The sequence below is a fragment of the Candidatus Hydrogenedentota bacterium genome (assembly GCA_035450225.1).
Taxonomy (GTDB): Bacteria; Hydrogenedentota; Hydrogenedentia; order Hydrogenedentales; family SLHB01; genus DSVR01.
The window spans coordinates 1-24945 of sequence record DAOTMJ010000003.1; the positions used below are offsets into that span (position 1 = coordinate 1).

Here is a 24945-nt window from a genome sequence, read left to right on the forward strand (position 1 = left end):
AAAACGTGGCTCCTTGCGGTTTTGTGGTTTTTTGCAATTCTTTTGGACAGCAATGAAATGACATTTTCACTCGCGCTCCTACACGATGGCGAGGAAAGTAAACAGCGCGAGCAGATAGACCGATCCGCCGATGAGGGACGGAATGCTGCAGCAGAGGATGAGCGGGACCGCCACGCGAAGCCGTGAACGGGTCAGAAGCAGATAAGCGGACACGGTTCCCAGCAGCAATCCGGTTATACCCCAGAAAGCAATGCCCAGGATGGACAAGGGCCAGACATGGTACTCGTCCAGGAACGGTTGCGCTCCGTAGGCCATCGCCGCGACGGCCCGAATAAAGATCGGCGGCGCCAGTTGAAGCAACAGCGCTACCGGTGCAAGCGCGAGATGCCAATACGCCCTCATTCCGGGAAATCCTCCACACGGAGATGATTGTCGCCGCGGCAAGACGCCCACGACTCGCGCACGAACGATTCGGCGTTCAACCGCCCGAAGGTGGCCGCCTCCACCTGTCGGAATTTCCGCCAAGCCAGAATGTTCGATTCCTCCACGGCCTTGCGAATGCTGTCGCCGTGCGTCCAGCGGCGCAGAAAATAGAAGTAGAAGACGGGTGACGTGCTTTCGCCGGGGTGGCCCACATAGATTTTCGCGCCGAGATCCAGCCAGTGCCGGCCCTGCGGAAGATTGTGGCAACCGGTGTTGTAGACCAGGCGCAGCCGCCGGCGGTGATCGTCGGGCAGGCTCTTCACCCAGTCCACATATTGGTTCGTGTGGGCGAGTAGAAACAAGTCAACCGCGCGATAGCGCCGTAGGGCATGATCCAGTGCGGCAAGGAACGCCTCTTTCTTATCACCCTTCCGTGATTGCGTGAAGTACCACGCGTGGTCGTAATGCCGCGTCAGATAGCGCAGGGTGAAGAGCATCGTGCCCCATTTTTGGAATGGCGTTACATCATCGCGTATCGCCAGCGCCGCGCGATGCTCACGGCCTTCCGGTACAGCGCCGTCCTGAAGGATGCCGTCGCCCAGAAAAGTGTAAACCAAGGCGAACGAGGCCAATGCGAGACCTGTTGCAACGGCGGCGGCATACCGGTTGTTCATATAAGACGCTTCCCTGGCCCAACGGAGACGCCGCTATTGTAGATCGAATTGCGCCGTAAATGACAAGCAAGAACAAAACCAGAGGCGTGGACGGAACATCCATCCCGGCCTCTGGTTTCGCGTACGGGCCGTGGTTATTTCTTTTTCGCAGCCGGTTTCTTCGCGGCGGCTTTTTTCACGGGCGCTTTCTTCGCGGCCGTCTTGCCTTTGCATCCACAAGCCATGTTCGTTCTCCTTTCGTTGGTTGGAACCGTGAACGCTACACTGCATGTTGTATCAGAAAAGAAGAAAAAACGCAATATGTTGTATTCGATCCCCATTTTGCACGCACGAAATGCGGCCAAGAAGCCGCGTCCACGGTAGAAGCGCCCTCTTTCCGCCTACTCGCTGCCGCAATCGAACCAATGCGACCTATCCAAACGTGCAGGCGATCATCATCACCCCACAAGCGGCATCTTTGTCGGTTTTCAGCCATGTTGGCGGGCCTGAGTCATTGGTGGGTGCGAGTGGTTATTGCTTGAGAGCACCGTGTTCTCGGAGTCGTGAAGGTTTCGGAATGTAACGCCGATTTCCAAATCGGCTTGCTGAAACACGACATGCCGATTTGGATATCGGCGCTACAGAGCAGCCATTTTCAATTTGAACACAAGATCTCGTTGCCGGATCCGACATGGATTGCCCGGAAATGCCAATCATCGTGGAAATTCTCATCCTTTGATCTCAAGAACTCGGTACTCTCAAGTTATCGGTTCGGCCCCGAAAAATAAAGCATTCCAATGGCGTTTGAGGATGCGCGGCCCGCTCGCTTGTATCGGTGCGAGGGGGATGGTACGCTGTGCGTGGCGAACATTCAGGAGGATTGGGACATGGCTGAAATAGACAAATATCTGCAAATGATGGTGGAGCACGGCGCATCGGATTTGCATTATTGCACGGGATGCAAGCCGATTTTCCGCAAGGACGGTTCAATCATCCGCCTACGCGAGGATGAGATTGACGCCCAGCGCGCCAAGACGGTTATTTACGAGATCATGCCCCCGCGCAACGAAAAAGAATTCAACGAGACAAACGACACCGATTTCGCCTATGAGGTGCCGGGCGTGGCTCGCTATCGCGTGAACGTTTTCCGGGATCACAAGGGGATTGGCGCGGTGCTGCGCGTTATTCCCTCGCAAATCCTTACGATGGAACAACTCAAACTGCCGGAGTCGGTTCGAAAGTTTTGCGTGCTAAACAAAGGTTTGGTCCTTGTGACGGGGCCGACAGGCAGCGGAAAATCAACGACCCTTGCGGCCATGATCGATCACATTAACAAAACGCGAACCGATCACATCATCACAATCGAAGATCCGATTGAGTTTGTCCATCCGAACCAGCGCTGCCTTGTGAACCAGCGCGAAGTCCATGCACATACGATGAGTTTCAAGAGCGCGTTGCGCGCGGCGCTGCGCGAAGATCCGGATATCGTGCTCGTGGGCGAGATGCGCGATCTCGAAACGACGCGCATTGCGCTCGAAACCGCTGAAACGGGCCATCTGGTCTTCGGAACCCTTCACACCACCACGGCCATTGGCACCATTGACCGTTTGATCGATCAATTTCCCGCCGACGAGCAGCAGCAGATTCGAACCATGCTCGCGTCCACGTTGAAAGGTGTCGTTGCGCAAAATCTGCTCAAGAAGAAGGGAGGCGGACGCGTCGCGGCCATCGAGGTGTTGGTCGTGAATGCCGCTGTCGGCATGCTGATCCGCGAATCCAAGATACCGCAGATCATGAGCATCATGCAGACCGGCAAAAAAGAGGGAATGACCATCCTGAACCAGGAACTGGCCCGGCTGGTCAAGGAGGATTTGGTCGATCCGGACGAGGCGTATCGCAAGGCGGTGGACAAGGCCGACTTGTTAAAACAGTTTGAAACGAACAACATCCGCTTCGATGCGCCGGAGGAGTAGCGTTCAACCCTCGTCCGTGACATAAAACCGGTTTCTCAGGGTCGGGCTTTCGGGGAGATCCGGCGGACCCAGGCGCGAGGCAGTTCGTCGCCGCGCTTGCCGAGTTGGACGCCGATCCATTTGGCGGCATTCACGCAAAGGCTTTGCAGGGCGCAACCGTATCGGCCCTTTGAGATGAAATGCCGGACGTCGTCGCGGACACGGCGCAGGCCGTATCCGAATTCGCCGCCGATTGCCGGATTACGCAGAATGCCCATGCGGGTCAACGACAAACCGTTTTCAAAGGCGAACTGAAATTCTCCCCGGAGGTTGCGCTCATGGCCATGGACGACCGCCGCTTCGGGATCGTAGACGACGCGATAGCCCGCCATGAGCACATCGCGGCACATCCCTTGGTCTTCCGCGAGTACGACGGTTTCGTTGTAGGGAAACCGCTGCCACAATTCGCGGCGAACCGCGCTGTTGGCGTTCGAGAAGCGGAACAGGCCGGGATGGATGCTGCCGGCGGCGGCCAAGTCGCGTACAAAACCTTCCGCCGGATACTCATGTTCCAGGGCGTGGCGGCGCATCGGTCCCATGCCTTCCGGGGGGATTTGCCGTCCATAAACGGCGCCGACTTTTGGATCGTCGAAATGCCGCACGAGGTTGTACAGCCAGCGGGGACCCGTGGGCGCGGCGTCGCCGCTCAGAAAAACGATGACATCGTTTTTCGCGCGTCTGGCGGCGAGATTGCGCGTGCGGCCGTGATGGAACTCTTCCGGCGGGATGACGATGGCCCCCACGCCCTGTTCGCGCATGAACTCGATGGTGCCGTCTGTCGAGCCGCTGTCCACGTAGATGTATTCGACAGGGGCGTCGAATTCCTGTGACAGGATCGTGGGAAATATTCGTTCGATGTTTTTCCGCTCGTTTTTCATCACGAGAACAAGCGAAACGCTGGAAGCCATGGTTGGGAAGATCCTATGATCCGGAGGCGGCGATGCGATTGATGGAGGCTTCGACATCGGCAATGCGATCCGACATCTCTCTGGCGCGGTCTGGACGTCCGGTCGCCGCGAAACACTGGCGGAGATGTTCAAGCAGATATAGATCGTTCGGATAACCCTGCAGGGCCTCTTCATAATACGGGATCGCTTCGGCGTGTTTTCCTGCGCGGAAACAGGCTTCGGCCACGAATCGGGCCATTGCCGGCGAACGGTATCCCTCGTCCATGGCCTGCCGTCCGAATGCCGCCGCCTCATCGTTCCGGCCCAGTTCGATTAGCGCCCAGACCTTGTTGAGCCGGGGTCCCGCCGCGGAACTGTTGCGGGCAAAGGCGCGGTCGTATTCCACGATAGCCTTGTCCCATTGCTTGAGGCGATAATGGATATCGCCCGCCACCTCGTATGGGGCCGGTTCATGTCGGGCTTTCCGTTTGGCTTCCTCGGTTTGGGCGAGCGCCCGCGGAAAATCGTTTTTCTCGACGAAATCCGCAGCGAATCCCAAGTAGGTGCGGTAGTCGTTGGCGCGTAAAATTTGGCCATGCCGGGCCAGCCACGCGGTCAATCCCTCCGCGGCCAGAAATCCCGCCGCAATCAGCACGGCCCATGCCACAAGCACTTTTCGGGTTGTCGCCGCCGGAATCACTGGCATCTATTGTGCGCCTTTTCCGCTAAGCACGATCCGAATCGTGGATATGAGAATCCGGAGATCCGTCATGAGGGAAAGCGTATTGATATATACGAGGTCGTACAACAGGCGATCTTCCGCCTCCGAAAAATACGTGCCGAGCACGTGCGACAGGCACGTCAGCCCGGGGCGCACGGCCAGTCGTTGATCGATTAGCGGCAACGCGGCACGATTCGTTTCGTAAAATTCACGCCACGCCGGACGTGGTCCGATCAGACTCATGTCGCCACGTAAAACATTGAACAATTGCGGGATTTCATCTATACGGTGCTTGCGAATGAAGCGTCCGACAGGCGTAATCCGCGGATCATTTTCCGTCGCAAGCACGTGCCCCGCGTCATTTCGGAGTTCCGGACCCGCCGTCATGGAACGGAATTTATAGATGCGAAAGGGCTTTCCGCCCCGCCCCAGTCGTTCCTGAACGTACAGAATCGGACCGGGCGAGGTCAGTTTGATGGCCAGCGCCGTAACCATGCAAATCGGCAGGGCCGCGAGAAGGCCTGTCGCCGCCGCCGTGAGATCAATCAGGCGTTTCAAGTACAGGTAGGGCGACGCGGCCTGTTGCGACGCCACTTCGATCAAAGGAATGCCGGCGATCGCCTGGAGATGATGGCGCTGAAACAGCATCACGTCACGCAAGGTGGGATGCAGGAAGGTTCGCCGGCAATGTTCCCGGCAAAATTCGATGATCTCGTCGAGTTGTCCGTGGCTGTGTTCTTCGAGTGCGATGATGGCGTCTTCCACGGGCATGAAATTCGGGTTGGATTCTTCTTTGCGACGCCGTACTTTTTCCTTGAGCGCATCAAGCGTGACGAATTGCGCCTCGATGCGGCCGCCGGAACGATTGTTTGCGATGGCCTTGGCGATGCGCTCCGCATTGATTGGGCTTCCCAGAATGAAGAAATACCGATGCATCGTTTGAAATCGCGCGACGACGGATGCGGCATAATAGCGCCAGCAGGCAATTAACACGGCGCCGAGTCCGGCGCTGACGACCAGTTCGCGGCGGGAAATCGTGCGATACTCGGCCGTCAAGACCGAAGTTAGCGCGAAAGAGACCAAGCCGGCGATAGCCGCCGCCAGCACGGCATAATACACTGCATCAAAACGATCCGTGATGCACGAGGTGCGATAACTGCCGGCCATAATCATGGCGGCCGCCAGGATAATCAGGCAAATGAGCCTGTCGCGGTGAAGGGCGAGGAAATCAATCTGCGCCAGGGTGTCCCACCGCGTCAAGGTGGCCAGACTCAGCGCCAACCAATACATCAGCATATCCGTAAGGAAATACAGCAACTGGATTTGCCGTTCCTCGCGAAATACCCATGCGGTCCGATCCACCGATCGCGCCGATTCGCCTAGAACAAGTCCCGTCAACGTGCACACCTCACAGAAATACGCATGCGAAAAGTTGCCTTGTCACCCAAAGAGAGTTCGATTTGCTGGGGACAATTTTACCTTCCCCGCAATGCTAACAGATTGAACCCAATTTTGGCAAGTAATTACCGGCTGTTTTCGTCGGGAAAGACCGCAACCGGTAGCCGGTTGGATTGGATATGCAAGGAGAGTGACAGGGGAGACATGTGCGGTAAACCCTTCGTCTCCATTTCACAGTGTAGTTTCTTTGTCTGCAACTTCTGTGTGTGAAACACGGAAGTTGCGGACAAAGAAATCATGCCCTTGATCGATGTATTGTGGCTGAGCAGCCTTAGGTGTTTTCCTTACGTAGGCCAAGGCGATCCCATTGTCTGTGTCTTTATTGGCACGACCGGGAAAATAGGGTCTCTTGATTGTGACTTTCAGACGGAAAAACGACTATCTGCTCGTTTGGGCATGACGTTTTTATTCAAACGATGAGACGAAAAAGCGTCAACAGTTCGCTTCCAAGGGGTAGATGCGGCATCCATGCCGGGATACTTGCGTGCTGATTGATGTTTCTGAAGCCTTGCGCCGAGAAGATGATTTATGAAAAAATCGTTGTGCGGTGACGAGATGGTGTTGTAGTACGCCAAAATTTCTGTTCATTCTTTCGACGGGCGCCATACCGGAGTCGTGAACGCGGAGGTTTGACTGGTGGCAACAAACGTCACGGAATTCAATGCCTTGATTGTGGGCAGTGATGCCCAAACCCTTTTGCGAGTGCGGGAACATCTCCAGCGCGCGGGCTTTCGCGTGTTTGCAGCCGACAACGGGTGGGATGCACTCAAGAACGTCAAAGAAACGCCGCCCGATATCGTGGTGTCGGAAATTGCCATGCCGGACATGGACGGATGCAGTCTGCGCGAACGGTTCATGCTTGATCCGGGGATACGCGATATCCCGTTCATTTTCCTCACGGAGGACGGCGGGGCGGAACGTCAGATTCGGGCGCTTCGCGCGGGTGTGGATGACTATATTGTCAAACCGTGCGATCCCATTGTGATCGTGGCGCGGGTCGAGGCCGTTTTGTCCCGGCGGCGCACCTACGAGGAACTGGTGCGCGTGGATCCCTTGACGCGCCTGCTCAACCGTCCGAGCGTGGAGATGGAAGTGCGCGAAGATCTGGCACGGCTGATTCGATACCGGCACATCGCTTGTCTGGCGGCCTTGGATGTGGACGATCTGGCGGCCATCAACAAGGAACACGGGCATCCCATGGGCGATCTGATGTTGACCTGTCTGGGGGGCATCATTCTATCCAATGTCCGCAGCGTGGATATTGCTGGACGCCTTCGCGGCGAGGAATTTGTGCTGTATTTGCCCGAAACGGCCGCCGAAGGCGCCAAGACGCTTCTTTTGCGCATCCTCGATCGCTTCGTGGCCTCCGCCGATGCCATTGCCGGCATTACGACGAGTTTCACCGCCGGCATTGTCGAGGCGCCGTCCGGCGGGCAAGACTGGCCCAGCCTGTATGCGCGGGCCATGAAGGCGCTTCGGGACGCCAAAGCGCGGGGACGAGGTGAAATTGTCGTGGCGGAAATGGCCGAATCGGCTGTCTGACGGGGATTGGCATTCCGGCAGGACAACCGGCGCGGCCTTGACGACCGATTCACGTGTTGTCGGGCCGAACATGGAGGAATACAATGCGCATTGCCTTGGATGTCGGCCCGATTACGGCCATGCGCACCGGGGTTGGGAATTACTGCCATTACCTATTGAAGCATCTTCTTGCGCTGGGGACCGGTGACGTCTTTCTTGGATTTTCGTCCGGATCGGTCCGGGTCGAATTAGGCGCCATGGCGCACAAGGTACGGTGTCGTCATTTCCCATTACCGACACGCGTAGTCTACCGATTGTGGGACCATCTGGCTTGGCCGAAGGTGGACACATGGCTCGGCGGCGCGGATATCTACCATGCGACGAATTACTTCCTCGCCCCGACGCAATCGGCGCGGCGTGTGGTGACGATTCACGATCTCGCCTTCATGGCCGCGCCCGAATTGTGCAGTCCGAAAATCAGCGGCCTGTTCGCGAGGCATGTCGGGCGTTTCATCCAGGAAGCGGATGCGGTCATCGCGTGTTCGGAATCCACGAAAGCCGATATATTGAAATTCTGCCCGGTGGATGCGTCGAAGGTCAGGGTCGTGTACGAGGCGGTTGACGAGGACTTTTCGGCCATGGATCGCGACGAGGCCCGGCAACGGGTGCAGGCACAGTTTGCATTGGCGGAGCCGTATATCCTGTTTGTTGGGACTCTTGAACCCCGCAAAAACCTTCCCCTGCTGCTGAAGGCCTTCGCGCGGATTGCGAACGATGTGCCGCATGCGTTGGTTTTGGCGGGCGGCACGGGCTGGAATGCCGGGCCGATCTTCGAAACCATCGAATTGCTGAAACTAGCAGACCGCGTCCGGCTTTTGGGATTTGTGCGGACGACAACCGATCTTTCGGCGCTCTATTCGGCCGCGGACGCCTTTGCGTTTCCATCCCGGTATGAAGGTTTTGGATTGCCCATTCTCGAAGCCATGACCTGCGGATGCCCTGTGGTCGCCGCGGACAATTCCTCGATTCCTGAAGTGGCGGGCGGCGCCGCTCTGTTGTGTCCGGCGGATGACGAGAAACCATTTGCGAAGGCCTTGCGCGCGGCGGTTTCCGACGAAGCCCTCCGTGCGCGGCTTTCCGACGCGGGCCGTGAACAGGCCAAGCGTTTTTCCTGGCGTCTTTGTGCGGAACAAACAATGGCCGTCTACAGGGAGGCCCTGTCCGCTTGAAGCCGTTTTCGTGTGAACGCCACGGCAAGGTTCACATCAACGGCGCGCCGAGAGCGGTTTCGTAGACCGCAATGATATTTTCGAGGGGGACGTCGTCCTGAAAGACGTGCGACGGCGCCAGAATCAGGCCGCCATCCTTGCCGACGATGTCTATCAGACGGCGGGTGGCTTCCCGGACGGTTTTCACCGGCGCGAAGGGCAGGAGATCTTGGGTGTCTATGCCGCCGTTGAAAGTGAGATGCGCCCCGAATTCGCGCTTGAGCTCTTCCGCGTCCATGCCGGCCGCCCGGGCCTGAATCGGATTCAACACGTCCACGCCGATATCAATCAGGTCCGGGATGATCGCGCGGACACTTCCGCAAGAATGGTACTTTACCTTGACACCGTGCGTTTTGCACATGGCGATAAAGGCGGCCATCCGCGGCTTGAGGAACCGTCTCCACATGTCCGGCGCCATGAGAAGACCGTCCTGGCCGCCGACATCGTCGTTGTATTCCATCATGTCCATGTGGCCGTTTGCGGCTTCGAGCACGCGGCGCGCGCGTTCCATCAGGTAGGCCTGCACGTGATCCATGACGGCCTCCGCGCGGGCCGGTTCGCAGGCCAGATCCGATAGAAATTCCCCAAAACCGCGAAGAAACCAGCTGATTTCGAAGATGCCGCGGCTGTGTCCGAGTATCCAATAGTCCGCATGGGCCTTGGCTGTCTCCTCGATGTGCGAATAATCCCACCAGTCCGGCGAAGGCCATGAATGCCGCTCGATATCGGCAACGGTTTCGGCCTTTTGCAAGGGGTTTAGGGCAAGGTCCATGTAGAATCCGCACGACGTTTGGTTGGGCCGAAATCCGACGCCCCAGATGTCGCAATGCACATCGCCGTTGACAATGGCGAGGGTCGGATCCGCATACGCGAGCGATTCGCATGGCCGCGCAAAGTCCGGTCCCACGCCGCGCAGATCCATCCCCAACCGGTCTTCGACGGACGCATGGCCGGACAGTCCGAGCCGTTGGCGCAGTTTTTCAATCACTTCGCCGCGCGCGGAAAAATCGAGCGCGGTGCGGTCGGGTTGCCGGTGTGTGATGGCGGTCCGGACGCGTTCTTTCGCCGTCATGGTTTCTGGCCTGCCCGCATTTTTTCGAGAACGCTGTGGTGGCGTCCGTAGAAAATATAGATGCCCAATCCGGCCGCCAGCCAGAGCAGGAGGCGCAACCAGTTGCTCGACGGCAGGGAGAACATCAGAATGCCGCACAGCAGCGCGCCCATGACCGGCACGAACGCGCCGCCCGGCGCGCGGAACGGGCGTTTGGCGCCGGGCTGAATTTTTCGCATGATAAGCACGGCCAGGCACACAATCACGAAGGCCAGCAACGTGCCGATGTTCACCAGTTCCAACAGGACGCGCAACGGGAAAAACGACGAGAAAAACGCGACCACGATACCCGTCAGAATCGTGGACTTCCACGGCGTTCGGAACGTGGGATGGACGCTGCCGAAGAAACTCGCGGGCAGGAGGCCGTCGCGCGCCATGGCCAGCAAGATGCGCGGCTGGCTCAACATTAGCACCATTTGCACGGATGTGATGCCCGCCAAGGCGCCCAGCGAGACGATGAACGTGGCCCACGGAAGCCCCGCATGCTGGAAGGCCACTGCGACCGGCGCATCTATGTCAATCTTGTCGTAGGGAACCATTCCGGTCAACACAGCCGCCACCGCAATATAGAGGGCGGTGCAGATGAGCAACGAGGCAATGATTCCGATGGGAACGTCACGCTGGGGCTTGCGGGCCTCCTCGGCATGCGTCGAAACGGCGTCGAAGCCGATATAGGCGAAGAAAATAATTCCCGCACCGGCCAGCACGCCCACGGGTTGCCCGGAGGCGCCGCGTCCCCATACGAAGGCTTCTCCGAAGAAACTCAATCCCTTCCATCCATAGGGCGCAAACGGCCGCCAGTTGGCGGGATCGACAAAAAACATGCCTACCACGATGACAAACAGGACGACCAACAGTTTGATGGCCACCATAATCGCATTGAACCCGGCGCTTTCGCGGATGCCGACCACCAGGATAATCGTCAGGATGGCGGAGATGATTAATGCGGGCAGATCGACCAGGGTTCCGGTCATGACGAAATGTCCGGTGGCGGGATCGGTGTTGAACGGTGCGCGGGAAAGAACTTCAGGAATGGAAAGGCCGAACAATCCGATGAAGTTTTGGAAATAGTGGGACCATCCGTGCGCCACAGAGGCCGACGCCATTGTGTATTCGAGCACGAGATCCCATCCGATAATCCATGCAAAGACTTCACCGAGCGTCGTGTAGGCGTAGGTATAGGCCGATCCCGCCACGGGCGCCATCGCGGCGAATTCCGCGTAGCAAAGCGCGGCGAAAATGCATGCGATGCCCGACACGACGAAGGACGCGATAATCGCGGGCCCTGTTTTGTCATGGGCCACCGTTCCCACGATGACGAAGATGCCCGCGCCAATGATCGTGCCGATACCCAGCGCCGTCAGCGAATACGGCCCCAGCACTCGCCGCAACCGGTGGTCGCCGGCCATTTCCTCCATCAGCAGATCGATCGTTTTTCGTGCAAAAAGCCGTTTCATGGTAAAAAAATCCGAACCCCGTCCATGCTTTTCCGGGGGCCAAGAATACGGAGATTGGCCTGCCAAGTCAATCAGACGAAACGTCTTTTTTTGAAGAATTCGAGGGTTTGCAGTTGGCGAACGCTTGACCCCTTGCGATAAATGGAGTAAAACACCCGCAATACTGGACGGTTTTGTCGGCCTTTATTCGGATGGAGTCAACTTAATGCAAAGCACAATTGAGATATATGACACTACCCTTCGCGACGGCGCGCAGGGACCGGGCATCAAATTTTCATCGGGGGATCAGATCCGCATTTTGCGGGCGTTGGACGCGTTCGGAATCACGTTCGTCGAAGGGGGGCAGCCCGGCTCCAATCCCAAAGCGGCGGATTTCTTCAAACAGGCCAAGGACTTGCCGCTCAAGAAGGCGGTGGTTGTAGCCTTTGGCAGCACGCGCCACCCGAAATCCGCCGTCGAAGACGATCCCAATATTCGTGCGCTTCTCGAAGCGGATACGAAAGTCGTTACCATCTTCGCGAAGACTTCGCCTTCGCATACGGCGAACGTCCTGCGTGTTTCGCTGGATCATAATCTACGGATTATTGAGGATTCCGTTTCCTATCTTCGATCGCGGGGCCGCCGGGTGATCGTGGATGCCGAGCATTTTTTCGATGCCTGCCGAGAAGATACCGGATATGCCTTGGCCGCGCTCGAACGCGCCGCGGCGGCCGGCGCCGAAACGTTGGTTCTCTGCGACACGAACGGCGGAACGCTCCCGCATGAAATAGCGGCCGCAATACGAACGGTGCGCGCGCATCTCCCGAAGGTGAAACTGGGCATTCACACGCACAACGACACGGGATGCGCCGTGGCCAATTCAATCATTGCCGTACACGAAGGCGTAACCCATGTGCAAGGCACCATCAACGGGTACGGCGAACGCACCGGCAATGCCAATCTGTCCACCATTATCCCCAATTTGCAACTCAAGATGGGTATTCCGGTTGTCAAGCCCGCACAACTCGCCAATCTGTCCCGCTTGTCGCATTTAGTGGCTGAACTGGCCAACATGACGCCGCGCGACTGCGATCCCTATGTGGGGCGGGATGCCTTCACGCACAAGGCCGGCATGCACGCCGACGCCGTCCGCAAGGAAAAAACGAGTTACGAACATGTGGATCCCGCCGCAGTGGGAAATCGAACGCATGTCGCCATCAGCGAGATGTCCGGACGGGCCAGTCTGCTGCACAAGGCCGCGGACCTCGGCGTCTCGCTCGACAAGGACACGCCCGAAATGCGGAGTATCCTCTCGCGCATCAAAGAACTCGAAAGCCAGGGATACGAATTTGAGGGCGCCGACGCCTCGCTTGAATTGCTCATGCGCAAGGTCAAGGGCCAGCATCGTCGTTTTTTCAAGTTGCATGGATTCCATGCCACGGTAACGCAACAGGGCGACGATCCGCAATCCGTTTCCGAGGCAACGGTCAAGGTCGAGATGCCCGACGGCCTCATCCAGCATACGGTGTCCGAGGGCCACGGCCCCGTTGACGCGCTGAACGGCGCCTTGCGCAAGGCGCTCGAACCCTGTTACCCGGAACTTCGCGCCGTCCATCTGGAAGACTACAAGGTCCGCATCATAGACGCCCAGGCGGCTACCGGCGCGAAGACGCGCGTGATGATCGAGTCGAGCGATTTGCAGGACCGATGGAGCACGGTAGGCGTTTCGGAAAACATCATCAGCGCCTCGTATGCCGCGCTTGTGGACAGCATCGAGTACAAACTGCTTCGAACCCGCGGCCACAGGGCCAAGTAACATTTTGCGAAGCGAGGGAGGCACGCATGCGTTTTTTTCTTGAACTGAATCCGATTGTCCAGGCGTTGCTGGCGACTCTATTTACATGGTTTGTCACGGCGCTGGGCGCCAGCCTGGTTTTTTTTACGCGGACAATCAACCAGCGGCTGCTCGACGGGATGCTGGGCATGGCGGCCGGCGTGATGATTGCCGCGAGTTTCTGGTCGCTGCTTGCGCCGGCCATCGAACTGAGCGGCGAACTGGGTATGCCCGAATGGTTGCCGGCGGCCATTGGCTTCCTCGCGGGAGGCGCCTTTTTGTGGACGGTGGACAAGATACTGCCGCACCTTCATGAGGGTTTCGCCATGTCCGAGGCCGAAGGCATCAAGACGTCTTGGCAGCGCAGCACGCTGCTTGTCCTTGCGATTACGCTGCACAATATCCCGGAAGGACTGGCGGTCGGCGTTGCCTTCGGCGCGGTGGCCCACGGTATTCCGGGCGCGGCGATGGGCGGGGCCATTGCGTTGGCCTTGGGTATCGGCCTGCAGAATTTTCCCGAAGGAGCGGCCGTCTCCATGCCTCTGCGCCGCGAAGGCGCAAGCATGAAAAAAAGTTTCTTTTGCGGGCAGCTTTCCGGCGCGGTGGAGCCGGTGGCGGGCGTCCTGGGGGCGGCGGCGGTGTTGTTCATGCGCCCCATCCTGCCGTATGCGCTGGCGTTTGCGGCCGGCGCCATGATCTTTGTCGTTGTCGAGGAACTCATCCCGGAAGCGCAGCGCAAGGGCGACACCGACATACCGACCGTCGGCGCCATGGCGGGTTTTACCATTATGATGATCCTCGATGTCGCCCTCGGATAGCGGATAGCGTGGCCGGATTGTGCTTTGCTTCCGTACTATGATACTTTCAGATTCATGCGTCCGAAGTGTTCATGGATTCCCCATCTGATGCCAACCCTCTTTTTGGGGGCGCTGGCGTTGGGATGTGTTTCAGCAACTCCGCGTTGGACACCCGATACCGTTGCACTGCCCAAGGAAACGCCGGAGGGTCTTGGGGTTCCGGCGCCTATTGAACAAAGGGCCGAACCTGTTCCGCCTGTTTCCGCGGAAGCCAATCGGGTCAAATTGACACGTGACGGCGCGTTGATTACGGCGTTGCGGAATAATCGCGACATGGATGTTGCACGGTTTGGGCCGCGCATCGGCGAGACATATATACCGGAAGCGCGCGCCGCATTCGATCCGACTTTGCTGGGAACGGTGTCCTACGGCCACATTGCCAATCCGGCCAACGTCGTGGCCGGGATGCCAGGTGTGGTGCGCGCCACCACGACGTCTTCCTCGCTGACCCTTCAGGAAACACTTCCAACAGGAACCCGGTTGTTCCTTTCGGGCGATATGGCCGTGTCGAGCCGGGACGTGCATCAAGGGGAGGCGACCATCGGCATCGAGCAGCCGCTCCTGAAAGGCGCCGGCCTCAACGCCAACCTAGTTGCGTTACGGCAGGCCCGTAACAGGGCCGCCCAAAGCGGGCATGCGTTCAGGGCGGTCGTGCTGGCGACGGTGCGCCAGGTCGAGACGGCCTATTGGAATCTGGCGCTGGCCAACGAGGTGCTCGCCATCCGGCAGTTTGCCTTGAAACTGGCCGATGAACAACTACAACGCGCCGAAAGCCTTTTTGCCGTCGGCAAGGCCATCGAGGGCGATGTGGCGGCGGCGCGCGCCGAAAAAGCGTCGCGCGGCGCGGATTTAACCGACGCCATGGCCGCCATCCGTGCTCAGACCGTGGCGCTCGTCCGGTTGATCAATCCTGGCGGTGCGCAGGCATGGAACGTCGAATTCGACTTGCTGGACGCGCCTGAAACAACCGAGGTGAATGTGGACGCGGACGAGTCCGAAAAGTTGGCGGTTGTCTATCGCCCTGAATTGGCCGAAGCCCGACTCGCCGCCGCCAATGCGGAACTGGCTGTGGCCGGCACGCGAAACGATCGCCTTCCGCAAGTCAACCTCGTCGGAACCTACGGCCGAATCAGCCATGGAACGGAACCGGGAGACGGCATCAACCACTTCGGGGATACGCCGTACGACAACTACCAGATTGGCCTGAATGTCCGCACGCCCATCTTGAACCGCGCGGAGCGTGCGCGCCATACGCGGTCGCGATTGGCCGCCGAACAGGCCAACCGGTCGGTGGCGAACGTCGAGCAGGGCATTGTGTCCGAGGTGCGGCAGGCCGCCATTCAGGTGGCGCGGTATTGGGAACGCATTCCCGCCACCCGTGAAGCCGTTGCCAGCCGGACCGAGCAGTTGCGCGTTGCGCAGGGGCGTTATGAGGCCGGTATGACGACCGAACTGGATCTCATGATTGTCCAGCGTGATCTTATCCAGGCGCGCATCGAAGAGGTCCAAGCGCGAGTTTCCTACATACAGGCGTTGACGGCTTTGTATGCCGCGGAAGGCACGTTGCTTGAGCGGCGCGGCATCGCGCTGGACATGGAGGAAGACCGATGACAACCTGCCGGTATATCCGGTAGTGTGACACGGATATCCGGCCGTTTCGTTCCGGCCGCATGGAGTAAAGCGAATGAGACGAAAGATAACAGCGGTACGGCGGGCGCCCGCAACGGCGGCGATAGTCGTGGCCTGTGTCGTGGCCGGGCTTGGATGCAAGCCGTCTCCTGGCGGTTCAGGCGATCCAAAGCAGGCCGCCAAGCCGCCCGCCCTAGTCAAAGTGGCCATGGCTCGCATTCAATCCGTTCCCATTCTATTGAACGGCATTGGAACCGTCGTCCCCATAACGACGATTCAAGTTCGCGCGCAGGTTGGAGGGGAATTGACGGAGGTTCATTTTACGGAGGGCGACCTTGTTGAAAAGGATCAGATACTGTTCTCGATTGATCCGCGTCCCTACCAAGTGGCGCTTGCCCAAGCCGAGGCCAATCTGGCCAAGATGATCGCCATGGCTGATCAGGCCCGTGCCCAGTGGGCCCGTGACAAGGCGCAAGCCGAAAACGCCCAGGCCGAATTCGAGCGAAACAAGCCGTTGTTGCCGAAAGGCATGGTGTCAAAGGAGGAATTCGACAAGGTCCGCGCCGCTGCGGAGGCGTCGAAGGCCGTTGTGGCCGCATCCGAGGCCGCCATCAAATCCGCCGAGGAGAGCGTTCGCGCCGCCAAGGTGGCCATTGAAGACGCAACGCTCAAACTCGGCTACTGTACCATTCGTTCGCCGATTGGCGGCCGGACCGGCAGCCTGTTGATTCATGCGGGCAACCTTGTGAAAGCCAACGACGCGGCGCCGATGGTCGTCGTCAACCAAATCGCGCCCATTCATGTGTCGTTTACCTTGCCTGAACGCCATTTGGGCGCGGTCCGGGCCGCCATGGCGCAAGGCCCCCTTGACGTCACGGCCCGGCCCCAAGGCGGGGAGGGGAGCGTTGCCGAAGGATCGTTGACGTTTGTGGACAACGAGGTAGACCAGAGCACGGGCACGATACGGTTCAAGGCCGTGTTTCCCAATGAAGACGGGTTGTTGTGGCCGGGACAGTTTGTTCGGGTCTTCCTGAGGGTCGGCGCCCGCGAAAAGGCCGTCGTCGTTCCGTCGCGCGCCGTACAGACGGGCCAGCAGGGCACGTATGTGTATGTGCTGAAAGATGACAAGACCATCGAATTGCGTCCTGTGACCACGGGAGAAAGTCATGAGGATGTAACAATCATCACGGAAGGCGTCGCGGAAAAAGAAACGGTCGTTACCGACGGCCATCTCAAACTGATGCCGGGCGCCACGGCCGTCGTCGCGGATGAAAAGCCGCCCGCGGGAGAAAAGCGGTAATGCACTTTTCCGCGTTGTTCATTCGACGGCCCGTCATGACAACCCTGGTGATGTTGGCCATATTCCTGGCCGGTGTGCTTGGGTATCGCGCGTTGCCCGTCAATGATCTTCCCAATGTGGACTTTCCCACGCTGACCGTGTCCGCCAGTTTGCCGGGGGCGAGCCCTGAAACCATGGCGTCGTCCGTCGCCACGCCACTCGAACGGCAATTCTCGACCATTGCCGGCCTTGACTCGATGAATTCGATCAGCGCGCTCGGTTCCACGCAGATCGCGCTCCAGTTCAGCCTCGAACGAAACATTGACGATGCGGCCCTCGACGTGCAGTCGGCCATCTCGGCCGCTGGACGCGACCTGCCGCGCGACATGCCCCAGCCGCCGTCGTTCCGCAAGTCCAATCCCGCCGACCAACCCATCCTCTATCTCGCGTTGAGCAGCCCGGTTCTGCCGCTGTCCGAAGTCAACGAGTGGGCCGACACCACCATCGCGCAGCGTATTTCGATGGTCAGCGGCGTCGCGCAAGTGCAGGTGTTCGGCTCCCAGAAATACGCGGTTCGGGTCCATCTCGATCCAGAGGCGATGGCCGCGCGCAAAATCGGCATTGATGAGGTCGTGACCGCGATTCAAACCGGAAATGTGAATACCCCGTTGGGGGATTTGCAGGGTGACGCAAAGGCCTTTGTTTTACAGGCCAATGGCCAGTTGTTGGATGCGAAGTCCTATCTGCCCTTGATTGTGGCATGGCGAAACGGCGCGCCTGTGCGCCTGGAAGACATCGGCACGGCGGTGGATAGCGTTGAAAACGACCGTATCGCAGCATGGTACAACAACGAGCGGGGCATCGTCCTTGCCATCCAAAGACAGCCCGGCACAAATACCATTGCCGTCGTGGACGCCATCAAAAAACTGCTGCCCGCGTTTCGCCGGCAGATCCCGGCGTCCGTGAAAATGGAGATCCTTTTCGACCGGTCCGAGTCCATTCGCGAATCGGTGAACGACGTCAAATTCACCCTTGTGCTGGCGATTGCGCTCGTCATACTGGTCATTTTTTTGTTTCTGCGCAATATCACGGCGACCGTCATTCCGAGCCTCGCACTGATTCTCTCGCTCGTGGGCACGTTTGCCGTCATGCGCCTGCTCGACTACAGCGTGGACAACCTTTCGCTCATGGCGCTGACGCTCAGCGTGGGGTTCGTCGTGGACGATGCGATCGTCATGATCGAAAACATCGTCCGGCACATGGAAAAAGGCGAAACGCCCCGGGAGGCCTCCTATCGCGGTTCGGGCGAAATCGGGTTTACGATTCTTTCGATGACTCTCTCGCTGACGGCCGTTTTCATTCCGGTCCTGTTCATGGGCGGACTCATCGGACGCCTCCTCAATGAGTTCGCCGTGACCATCAGCGTCGCCATTCTCATTTCCGGATTCATCTCGCTGACGCAGACGCCGATGTTGTGCAGCCGTTTTCTTCGGCCAAGCGCCAACGCCTCGCACGGCCTGCTGTACAACGTGCTCGAAAAGATGTTCAACGGCATGTTGGCGGTGTACGACTGGAGCCTTCGGATCGCCATCCGCCATCGCCTGATTACGGTCCTTACGCTCATCCCGTTGCTCGCGGGAACCCTTTACCTGTTTCGCGTTCTGCCGAAAGGCTTCATTCCAGCCGAAGACACCGGGCAAGTGGTGTGTTCCACCGAGGGTCCCCAAGGGATTTCCTTCACGGACATGCGGCGTCACCAGACGGCCCTTGCCGAAATCGTCGCGCAGGATCCGGCCGTGGCCGGTTTCATGTCGTCCGTCGGGGGCGGCGGCATGACGCAAGGCAACAATTCGGGCCGGATGTTCATGCGCTTGAAACCTCGCCACGAACGGGATTCCGTGGACGATTTTATCCAGCGAATGCGCATCAAACTCGCGCAGGAGCCCGGCATTCGCGCCTTCATGCAGAATCGCCCCAGCATCACCATCGGCGGCCAGGCGACAAAAAGCCTTTACCAATTCACGCTGCAATCGCCCGACACGGACGAACTTTACCGCTTTGCGCCCATGCTGGAAGCCCGGGTGCGCGATATTCCCGGCCTACAGGACGTAACCACGGATCTGCAACTGTCCAATCCGGAACTTGAAATCGAAATTGATCGCGACAAGGCCTCGGCGCTCGGCATTACCGCCGCACAAATTGAAAACGCATTGTATGCGGCGTACGGTTCGCGACAGATATCCACTATCTTCGCGCCCAACAACCAATATCGCGTTGTCGTCGAACTCAAGCCCGAATACCGGCTTGATCCCCATGCGCTTTCGATGCTTTATGTCCGTTCCAATACGGGTCGCCTTGTTCCCGTCAACACGATTGCGTCGCTTCGCCCATCCGTGGGACCCCTTATCGTTACCCACCTCGGCCAGCTTCCATCCGCCACCCTATCCTTCAACCTCCAGCCCGGATTTTCCTTGGGCGAAGCCGTTGACAAGGTCAATGACGTTGCCCGGCAAGTGCTGCCGGACTCCATTACAACCAGTTTCCAGGGCACGGCGCAGGCGTTTCGTTCTTCGATGGCCGGCATGGGGGTTCTGGTGATCGCCGCCATTGTCGCCATCTACATCGTCCTCGGCATCCTGTACGAAAGTTTCATCCATCCCCTCACGATTCTTTCCGGATTGCCCGCCGCCGGCGTCGGCGCGCTTGCCACCCTGTTGTTGTTCGGCGCGGAACTCAATATTTTCTCCCTCGTCGGCGTGATCATGCTTATCGGCATTGTGAAGAAAAACGCCATCATGATGGTGGACTTTGCCATCGAGGCGCAAAAAGACCCCAACGTCAGCGCGCATGACGCCATCTATCACGCCTGCCTCACGCGGTTCCGACCCATCATGATGACGACCATGGCCGCCCTGATGGGCACCTTGCCGATTGCGCTCGGTATGGGCGCCGGATCCGAATCGCGCCGTCCGCTCGGACTCGCCGTTGTCGGCGGATTGATCGTTTCCCAGATGCTTACGCTCTATATCACCCCCGCCGTGTATCTTTACATGGAAGCTGTGCGCCGGCGGCTTTCGCGCAATAAACCGGAAAAGGCCCTTTCATAAGGCGGATGTTCTTGTATTACCGAATTGCAAGAATGTCTTTCGCGGTTTCGACGACGGTCTCCACAGTGATACGGGTCATGCACCGGTGATCGGTTTCGCAGACGGGTTTCTGGCACGGGCCGCAGTCTACATCCACCCGGACGACGCGACCGCGTTCGTATGGGCTGTGGGTATAAAGGGGTGAAGTGGGTCCCATGATGCAGAGTACGGGCACATGGAAGGCGATGGCGACATGGCGCGGCCCGCTGTCGTTGCCGATGAGGAGATCGAGTTGCGAGATCGCGGCCTTGAGACGCCCGACCGATCCTTGGCCATCGAGTTGAACGACGGGATTTTTTGCGGCCTCGAGAAACTGCCGCCTGAGTGCGTCTTCACCCGGGCCGGTCAGCAACAGGCATTCGGCGGACACGTCGTTGTAAAGCGCGTCCGCCACCGCCGCAAACCGTTCGACGGGCCAGCGTTTGCTTGGGCCGAAGGCCGCGCCGGGCGCAATGCCAATGCGCGGTCCGCCCCCCTGGAACAGCGATCGGATTCGCCCGGCTTCCACGGGATCCGCATGCAGTTCAAGTCCGCCTTTATCGTCTTCGCATCCGATCTTTGCGACGAGGCGAAGGTATTCCTCCGCTGTATAGATGGGAACCCGTTTGCCCTCTTCGCGCGGAAACGCGACCGCTCGCGTGAGCAAGACGGTCCGTCCGTTGCAGGCATACCCCACGCGGCGGCGCGATCCCGTGAGCCGCGCAAGCAGGGCCGCGCGAAATGAATGCGGAAACACCACCGTCAAATCGCGGGCAAAGGGCCGCAACTTGATCGCGGTGCGCACCAGCGCGGACAGCGGGGCGTGCGCCGGAAAGGGAACAATCCGGCGAAACCACGGAAGCCCTTCGAGCAAATCGCACGCCGACGGAACACCCGCGACCGTGAAAGCGCCGAAACGCCGGTGCATAGCCCGAAGCGCGGGCGTGCACATCGCCACGTCGCCCAGCCAGTTCGGCACGATCGCAAGGACGGATTTTTCGGATAACACAGCCATTTCGCCTCGTATCAGACCTATCCAATGCGCCACAGGATAGCAGGATTTAGGGAATGAGAGGAAACCGGTCCGCTATCCGCGTCTAATGACGGGTTTGGGCGGGCAAGATATCTGAAAGCCGACCAAGATGCCGCTTCTACCATGGACGCGGCATCCTTCCCGCGTTCCTTGTGTGCGGCCCGGAGCCTGTAGGGGGCATTTTTTCGGCCGATGACGCGATGTGGACAGCCGTCCTTTGCATTGGTGTACAATGGGTCCGGTAAACGGACAAACGCGGAGGGTGGGCCATGCCGGACAAAGTCGTGTTGTTTACGGGCGCGGGCGGTTTCCTGGGGCGCTATATCCTGCGCCATTATCTCGACGAGACGGATTACGATCTTTATCTGCTTGAACAGGGGCCGTTTCTCAACAGACTTAAGGCGCATTTGGATGCAACGGTCAAGGATCCGAAACGTCGCGCGGCGGCGCGGGTCATTGACGGCGACATCACAAAACCGGGGCTTGGCCTCGACCCGGCCCTGCAGGATGAACTCCGCGGGCGCGTTACGCATGCCATCCATTTGGCCGCGCTGTACAACCTCTCCGTAACACGGGACGTCGCCATGCGCATCAATGTGGACGGCACGAAAAACCTGCTCGATTTCCTGGAAACGATAGGGCCGTTTAAAAAACTCGCCCACACGAGCACGCTGGCTGTCGCGGGGACGCACGTGGGGGCGTTTTCGGAGGATGATTTCGACAAAGGGCAAAAGTTCAAGAACTATTACGAGGAAACGAAATTCCTCAGCGAGAAACTCGTGCGCGAACGTTGGATGGACAAGGTTCCCGCAGTGGTCATGCGGCCGTCGGTGGTCGTGGGCGACTCGAAGACAGGATATATCGAAAAGATTGACGGGCCGTACTACGCGATGATCACGGTCGCGCGCGGGCTGCACTGGATGGTGCCGGATTCCGGCCCGACCAAATGCCACATTGCGCCGGTGGACTTTGTGACGGACGGATTTTTCGCGCTTTTTGAAAAGGGGGACGCGCCTCCGGGAACGGTCTATTCGCTGATGGATCCGAATCCGATCACGTATAACGACTTTTTGGATTTGATCTGCGACCGGTGGCCGAAACGCCGGCCCTTGTTCCACGTGTCCCCGCGTTTGATGGCGCCCATAGCGCGCACGAAATTGTTCGAGATACTGACCGGTATCCCGTGGACGGCGTTTCTCTACGCGGGACAGCCGATTGACTACAATCTGGAAAAGAGCACGGCGGCGCTGGCGCGTCTGGGCATAAGTTGCCCGCCGGTGTCTTCGTATGTGGATGTCATGATTCGGTACTTCCGCGAACATTATCACGACGCGAATGTGCGCCGGGAAAACTGGTGGAAATAGACGCCCGGTCGCGAGAAGAAATGCCGGACGTGCGGGGAGGATGCCATGGCGAAGAATGTGTGGACGCCCGCGGAACGTGTTTTCCGCGGGTGGATGTTGATTAGCGCCGGGATGTACGCGCTGGGCGCGGCCGCTTTTCTGGTGATTGGCGCATCCATTCCCGGAGTTATCAACGCGATCAGCCGGTACACGCTGCCCTTGCCGCTGTACCCGATGCCCACCGATGCGCCCGAAGGCGCGTTCTGGCGGATCTTGTCGGTTTCCATGATGGCAATGTTAACGTGGATTTCCGTGCAGGCGTACCGCGACCCGCGCCGTCATGGGAACATGATTCCGATCCTGCTTCTCTCGAAGACCTGCTCGACCGCGTGTTACACCGTCTTTTTCATACGGCACGGCCATCTGGCCTACATGGTGGGATTTCTTACGGACGGCCCGATCTTTCTGGTCACGGCGCTATTGTGGTATGCCGCCGCCGGGGGGGAACGAAATCTAACGCGCGGCGAGGATCGCATCCTTGCGGCCCTTGGAGAAGCTTTTATGCCACGGGGCGGCCGGTTCGACTTGGGATTCGCGGACGTTCGGGAAGCGAGCCTCGACGGCACAACCCGGATGCTGGCGGTGATGGATGTGCCAACGTTGCTGGCCATGCGCCTGTCGCTCCATTTCCTCAACTGGACGCCGGTTCCGGCGTTCGGACGCCGCTTGGTCTCTTTATCCGCGGATCGGCGCGCCGAATGGCTGATGCGCCTCGAGGCGCGGCGCAGTGTGATGCTGCGCACATGCGTCATAATTGCCAAAGTGCTGATCCTGGTGCCTTTCTTCGAACAACCTGAGGCCATGGATGCCGTGGGATACGATCCCGCTGCGAGGGTACGCCCATGAAGACCATGACCTATTATTGCAAAGCGGCCGTTATTGGAACGGGTGCGGGCGGGGCCGTGGCCGGCGCCACGCTGGCCGAAGCCGGCATTGACACCATTCTTGTCGAACAGGGCGGCGTCCACGGCACCGCCGGGCACCAAGGAGTCCTCGACGGTCTCACGAACATGTACGCCGACGCCGCGATGACCGTGGCGCTTGGGCGCCCGTTCATTCCCATGCCCATCGGAAAGGCCGTGGGCGGTTCGACCATTATCAATAGTTCGACCTGTTTTCGTCCGCCGCGCGACCGGGTTGCGGCGTGGGGGGGGCCTTCTTACGAGGAACTGGAACCGTTTTTTTCGGACATTGAGGAGAGCATTTCCGTAACGACCGTGGACACGGAAATCCTGGGCGGAAACGGCCGTATCCTCAAGCGCGGATGTGACGCCCTCGGCGTCGAACTGAAGCCGTTGCGACACAATATTCGCGACTGCAAGGGGCGCGGCCAGTGCCAGTACGGTTGTCCCGAAGGCGCCAAGCAGAGTATGGAAAAGAATTTTATTCCGCGAGCGCTGGGGGCGGGCGCCCGGCTTCTAGCAGGGCGCCGGGTGGACCGGCTTCTGATGAATGACGGGAAGGCGGTGGGAGTGGCCGGCCAAGGCCCGGAGGGGCGATTTGAGATTCGAGCGGACGTCATCGTGCTTGCGATGGGCGCGTTTCAGACCCCGGCGTTTCTGTTGCGGAACGATGTGGCCAACTCATCGGAACGCGTGGGACGCGGCTTGCATGTGCATCCAGCAACCCGGGTATTGGCCGAGATGGACGAAATCGTGGACGGGTTCAAGGGGTTGCCCCAAGGAGCCTATGTTGACCGCTGGGCCGATCGCGGCATCATGCTGGAAGGCATTTTTACACCGCCCGGCCTCATGATTGCCGGCGCGCCCGGCGCGGGCCATGCCCTCAAGAATCTCGCGGCCGATTACCGGCGCCTGTCCGGATTCGGCGTGATGGTTGCCGATACGGCGTCGGGCCGCGTGTTGCGGGGGCGCTTCGGCCTGCCCTTTATTGTGCTGTATCAGACAAGCCGGCGCGACGCGGAAACGATGCGGTTCGGCATTGCGCGGCTGGCCGAAATCTTTTTTGCCGCCGGAGCCAAAAGGGTCTTCACCAATTTCCTTCCCATGATGTCCCTTGAATCGCCCGGCGATCTCAAGGCGTTCGAGTCCGCGCCCGTGAAACCGTCCTATCTCGAAATGATGGCGTTTCACCCGCTCGGCACGTGCCGCATGGGTTCATCGCCCGCCGATTCGGTCGTTGATTTCGACTTGGCCGCCCACGACGTTCCCAATCTCTACATTATGGACGGCTCGGTGGTGCCCGGTTCGCTGGGCGTCAATCCGCAAATTACCATCATGGGCCTTGCGCTTCGCGCCGCGCGCCGTCTGGCTGCACGATTGCGCGCATAATTCG

Annotated in this window: 19 protein-coding genes; 11 read left to right on the forward strand and 8 right to left on the reverse strand. The window is 59.1% G+C overall.

Annotation, left to right across the window (positions count from 1 at the left end; genetic code table 11):
- Positions 1-78: 78 nt before the first annotated feature.
- Both P5540_03090 and P5540_03095 read right to left on the reverse strand, forming a co-directional pair.
- Complete coding sequence (locus tag P5540_03090) at positions 79-402, reverse strand: hypothetical protein (GenBank protein HRT63786.1); 324 nt, start codon at positions 400-402, stop codon at positions 79-81.
- Complete coding sequence (locus P5540_03095; GenBank protein HRT63787.1) at positions 399-1097, reverse strand: hypothetical protein; 699 nt, start codon at positions 1095-1097, stop codon at positions 399-401. The genes P5540_03090 and P5540_03095 overlap by 4 nt, the downstream gene beginning before the upstream one ends.
- Before the next feature lie 866 nt (positions 1098-1963).
- Here P5540_03095 and P5540_03100 point away from each other — a divergent pair.
- Positions 1964-3049 (forward strand): type IV pilus twitching motility protein PilT, encoded by a 1086-nt coding sequence (locus P5540_03100; GenBank protein ID HRT63788.1) that lies wholly within the window; start codon positions 1964-1966, stop codon positions 3047-3049.
- Positions 3050-3084: 35 nt separating this feature from the next.
- Here the strand turns inward: P5540_03100 and P5540_03105 are convergent, their stop codons facing one another.
- Genes P5540_03105 through P5540_03115 form a run of 3 tightly spaced genes read right to left on the reverse strand, consistent with a single transcriptional unit; the run spans position 3085 to position 6094 of the window.
- Entirely contained in the window at positions 3085-3996 is a 912-nt protein-coding gene (locus P5540_03105) for a glycosyltransferase (GenBank protein ID HRT63789.1), read from the reverse strand.
- Between the two features lie 13 nt (positions 3997-4009).
- Positions 4010-4681, reverse strand: a complete 672-nt coding sequence (locus P5540_03110) for a tetratricopeptide repeat protein (protein HRT63790.1) — start codon at positions 4679-4681, stop codon at positions 4010-4012.
- Positions 4682-6094 (reverse strand): exopolysaccharide biosynthesis polyprenyl glycosylphosphotransferase, encoded by a 1413-nt coding sequence (locus P5540_03115; protein ID HRT63791.1) that lies wholly within the window; start codon positions 6092-6094, stop codon positions 4682-4684.
- 696 nt (positions 6095-6790) lie between these two features.
- On the opposite strand from P5540_03115, the gene P5540_03120 reads away from it, so the two are divergent.
- Positions 6791-7696: a diguanylate cyclase gene (locus P5540_03120; GenBank protein HRT63792.1), complete on the forward strand. Its 906-nt coding sequence runs from the start codon at positions 6791-6793 to the stop codon at positions 7694-7696.
- A gap of 83 nt (positions 7697-7779) precedes the next feature.
- The gene (locus P5540_03125) at positions 7780-8904 is read left to right on the forward strand and encodes a glycosyltransferase family 1 protein (protein HRT63793.1); all 1125 of its coding nucleotides are present in this window, start codon (positions 7780-7782) and stop codon (positions 8902-8904) included.
- Positions 8905-8935: 31 nt separating this feature from the next.
- On the opposite strand, the gene P5540_03130 is transcribed toward P5540_03125, so the two are convergent.
- Positions 8936-10015 carry a uroporphyrinogen decarboxylase family protein gene (locus tag P5540_03130; GenBank protein HRT63794.1) on the reverse strand — a complete coding sequence of 360 codons (1080 nt, stop codon included), beginning with the start codon at positions 10013-10015 and terminating at the stop codon, positions 8936-8938.
- Positions 10012-11511 (reverse strand): amino acid permease, encoded by a 1500-nt coding sequence (locus P5540_03135; protein HRT63795.1) that lies wholly within the window; start codon positions 11509-11511, stop codon positions 10012-10014. Before P5540_03135 ends, P5540_03130 begins: the two co-directional genes overlap by 4 nt.
- 205 nt (positions 11512-11716) lie before the next feature.
- On the opposite strand from P5540_03135, the gene cimA reads away from it, so the two are divergent.
- From cimA to P5540_03160, 5 genes are all read left to right on the forward strand, one after another.
- Positions 11717-13306 carry a citramalate synthase gene (cimA, locus tag P5540_03140; protein ID HRT63796.1) on the forward strand — a complete coding sequence of 530 codons (1590 nt, stop codon included), beginning with the start codon at positions 11717-11719 and terminating at the stop codon, positions 13304-13306.
- A 26-nt stretch (positions 13307-13332) separates the two neighbouring features.
- Entirely contained in the window at positions 13333-14142 is an 810-nt protein-coding gene (locus tag P5540_03145) for a ZIP family metal transporter (GenBank protein ID HRT63797.1), read from the forward strand.
- Between the two features lie 87 nt (positions 14143-14229).
- Positions 14230-15792 (forward strand): TolC family protein, encoded by a 1563-nt coding sequence (locus P5540_03150; protein HRT63798.1) that lies wholly within the window; start codon positions 14230-14232, stop codon positions 15790-15792.
- A gap of 73 nt (positions 15793-15865) precedes the next feature.
- Positions 15866-17110: an efflux RND transporter periplasmic adaptor subunit gene (locus tag P5540_03155; protein ID HRT63799.1), complete on the forward strand. Its 1245-nt coding sequence runs from the start codon at positions 15866-15868 to the stop codon at positions 17108-17110.
- Positions 17110-20196, forward strand: a complete 3087-nt coding sequence (locus P5540_03160; GenBank protein ID HRT63800.1) for an efflux RND transporter permease subunit — start codon at positions 17110-17112, stop codon at positions 20194-20196. Before P5540_03155 ends, P5540_03160 begins: the two co-directional genes overlap by 1 nt.
- 16 nt (positions 20197-20212) lie before the next feature.
- Here P5540_03160 and P5540_03165 read toward each other — a convergent pair whose 3' ends face one another.
- Entirely contained in the window at positions 20213-21229 is a 1017-nt protein-coding gene (locus tag P5540_03165; GenBank protein HRT63801.1) for a glycosyltransferase family 9 protein, read from the reverse strand.
- Positions 21230-21516: 287 nt separating this feature from the next.
- Between P5540_03165 and P5540_03170 the strand changes: the two genes are divergently transcribed.
- Genes P5540_03170 through P5540_03180 form a run of 3 tightly spaced genes read left to right on the forward strand, consistent with a single transcriptional unit; the run spans position 21517 to position 24941 of the window.
- A complete protein-coding gene (locus P5540_03170; GenBank protein HRT63802.1) occupies positions 21517-22611 on the forward strand; it encodes an SDR family oxidoreductase in 1095 nt (364 codons plus the stop codon).
- A 45-nt stretch (positions 22612-22656) separates the two neighbouring features.
- Positions 22657-23496, forward strand: coding sequence for a hypothetical protein (locus P5540_03175; protein ID HRT63803.1), 840 nt, complete (start codon positions 22657-22659; stop codon positions 23494-23496).
- Positions 23493-24941: a GMC family oxidoreductase gene (locus P5540_03180; protein HRT63804.1), complete on the forward strand. Its 1449-nt coding sequence runs from the start codon at positions 23493-23495 to the stop codon at positions 24939-24941. The genes P5540_03175 and P5540_03180 overlap by 4 nt, the downstream gene beginning before the upstream one ends.
- Positions 24942-24945: the final 4 nt, after the last annotated feature.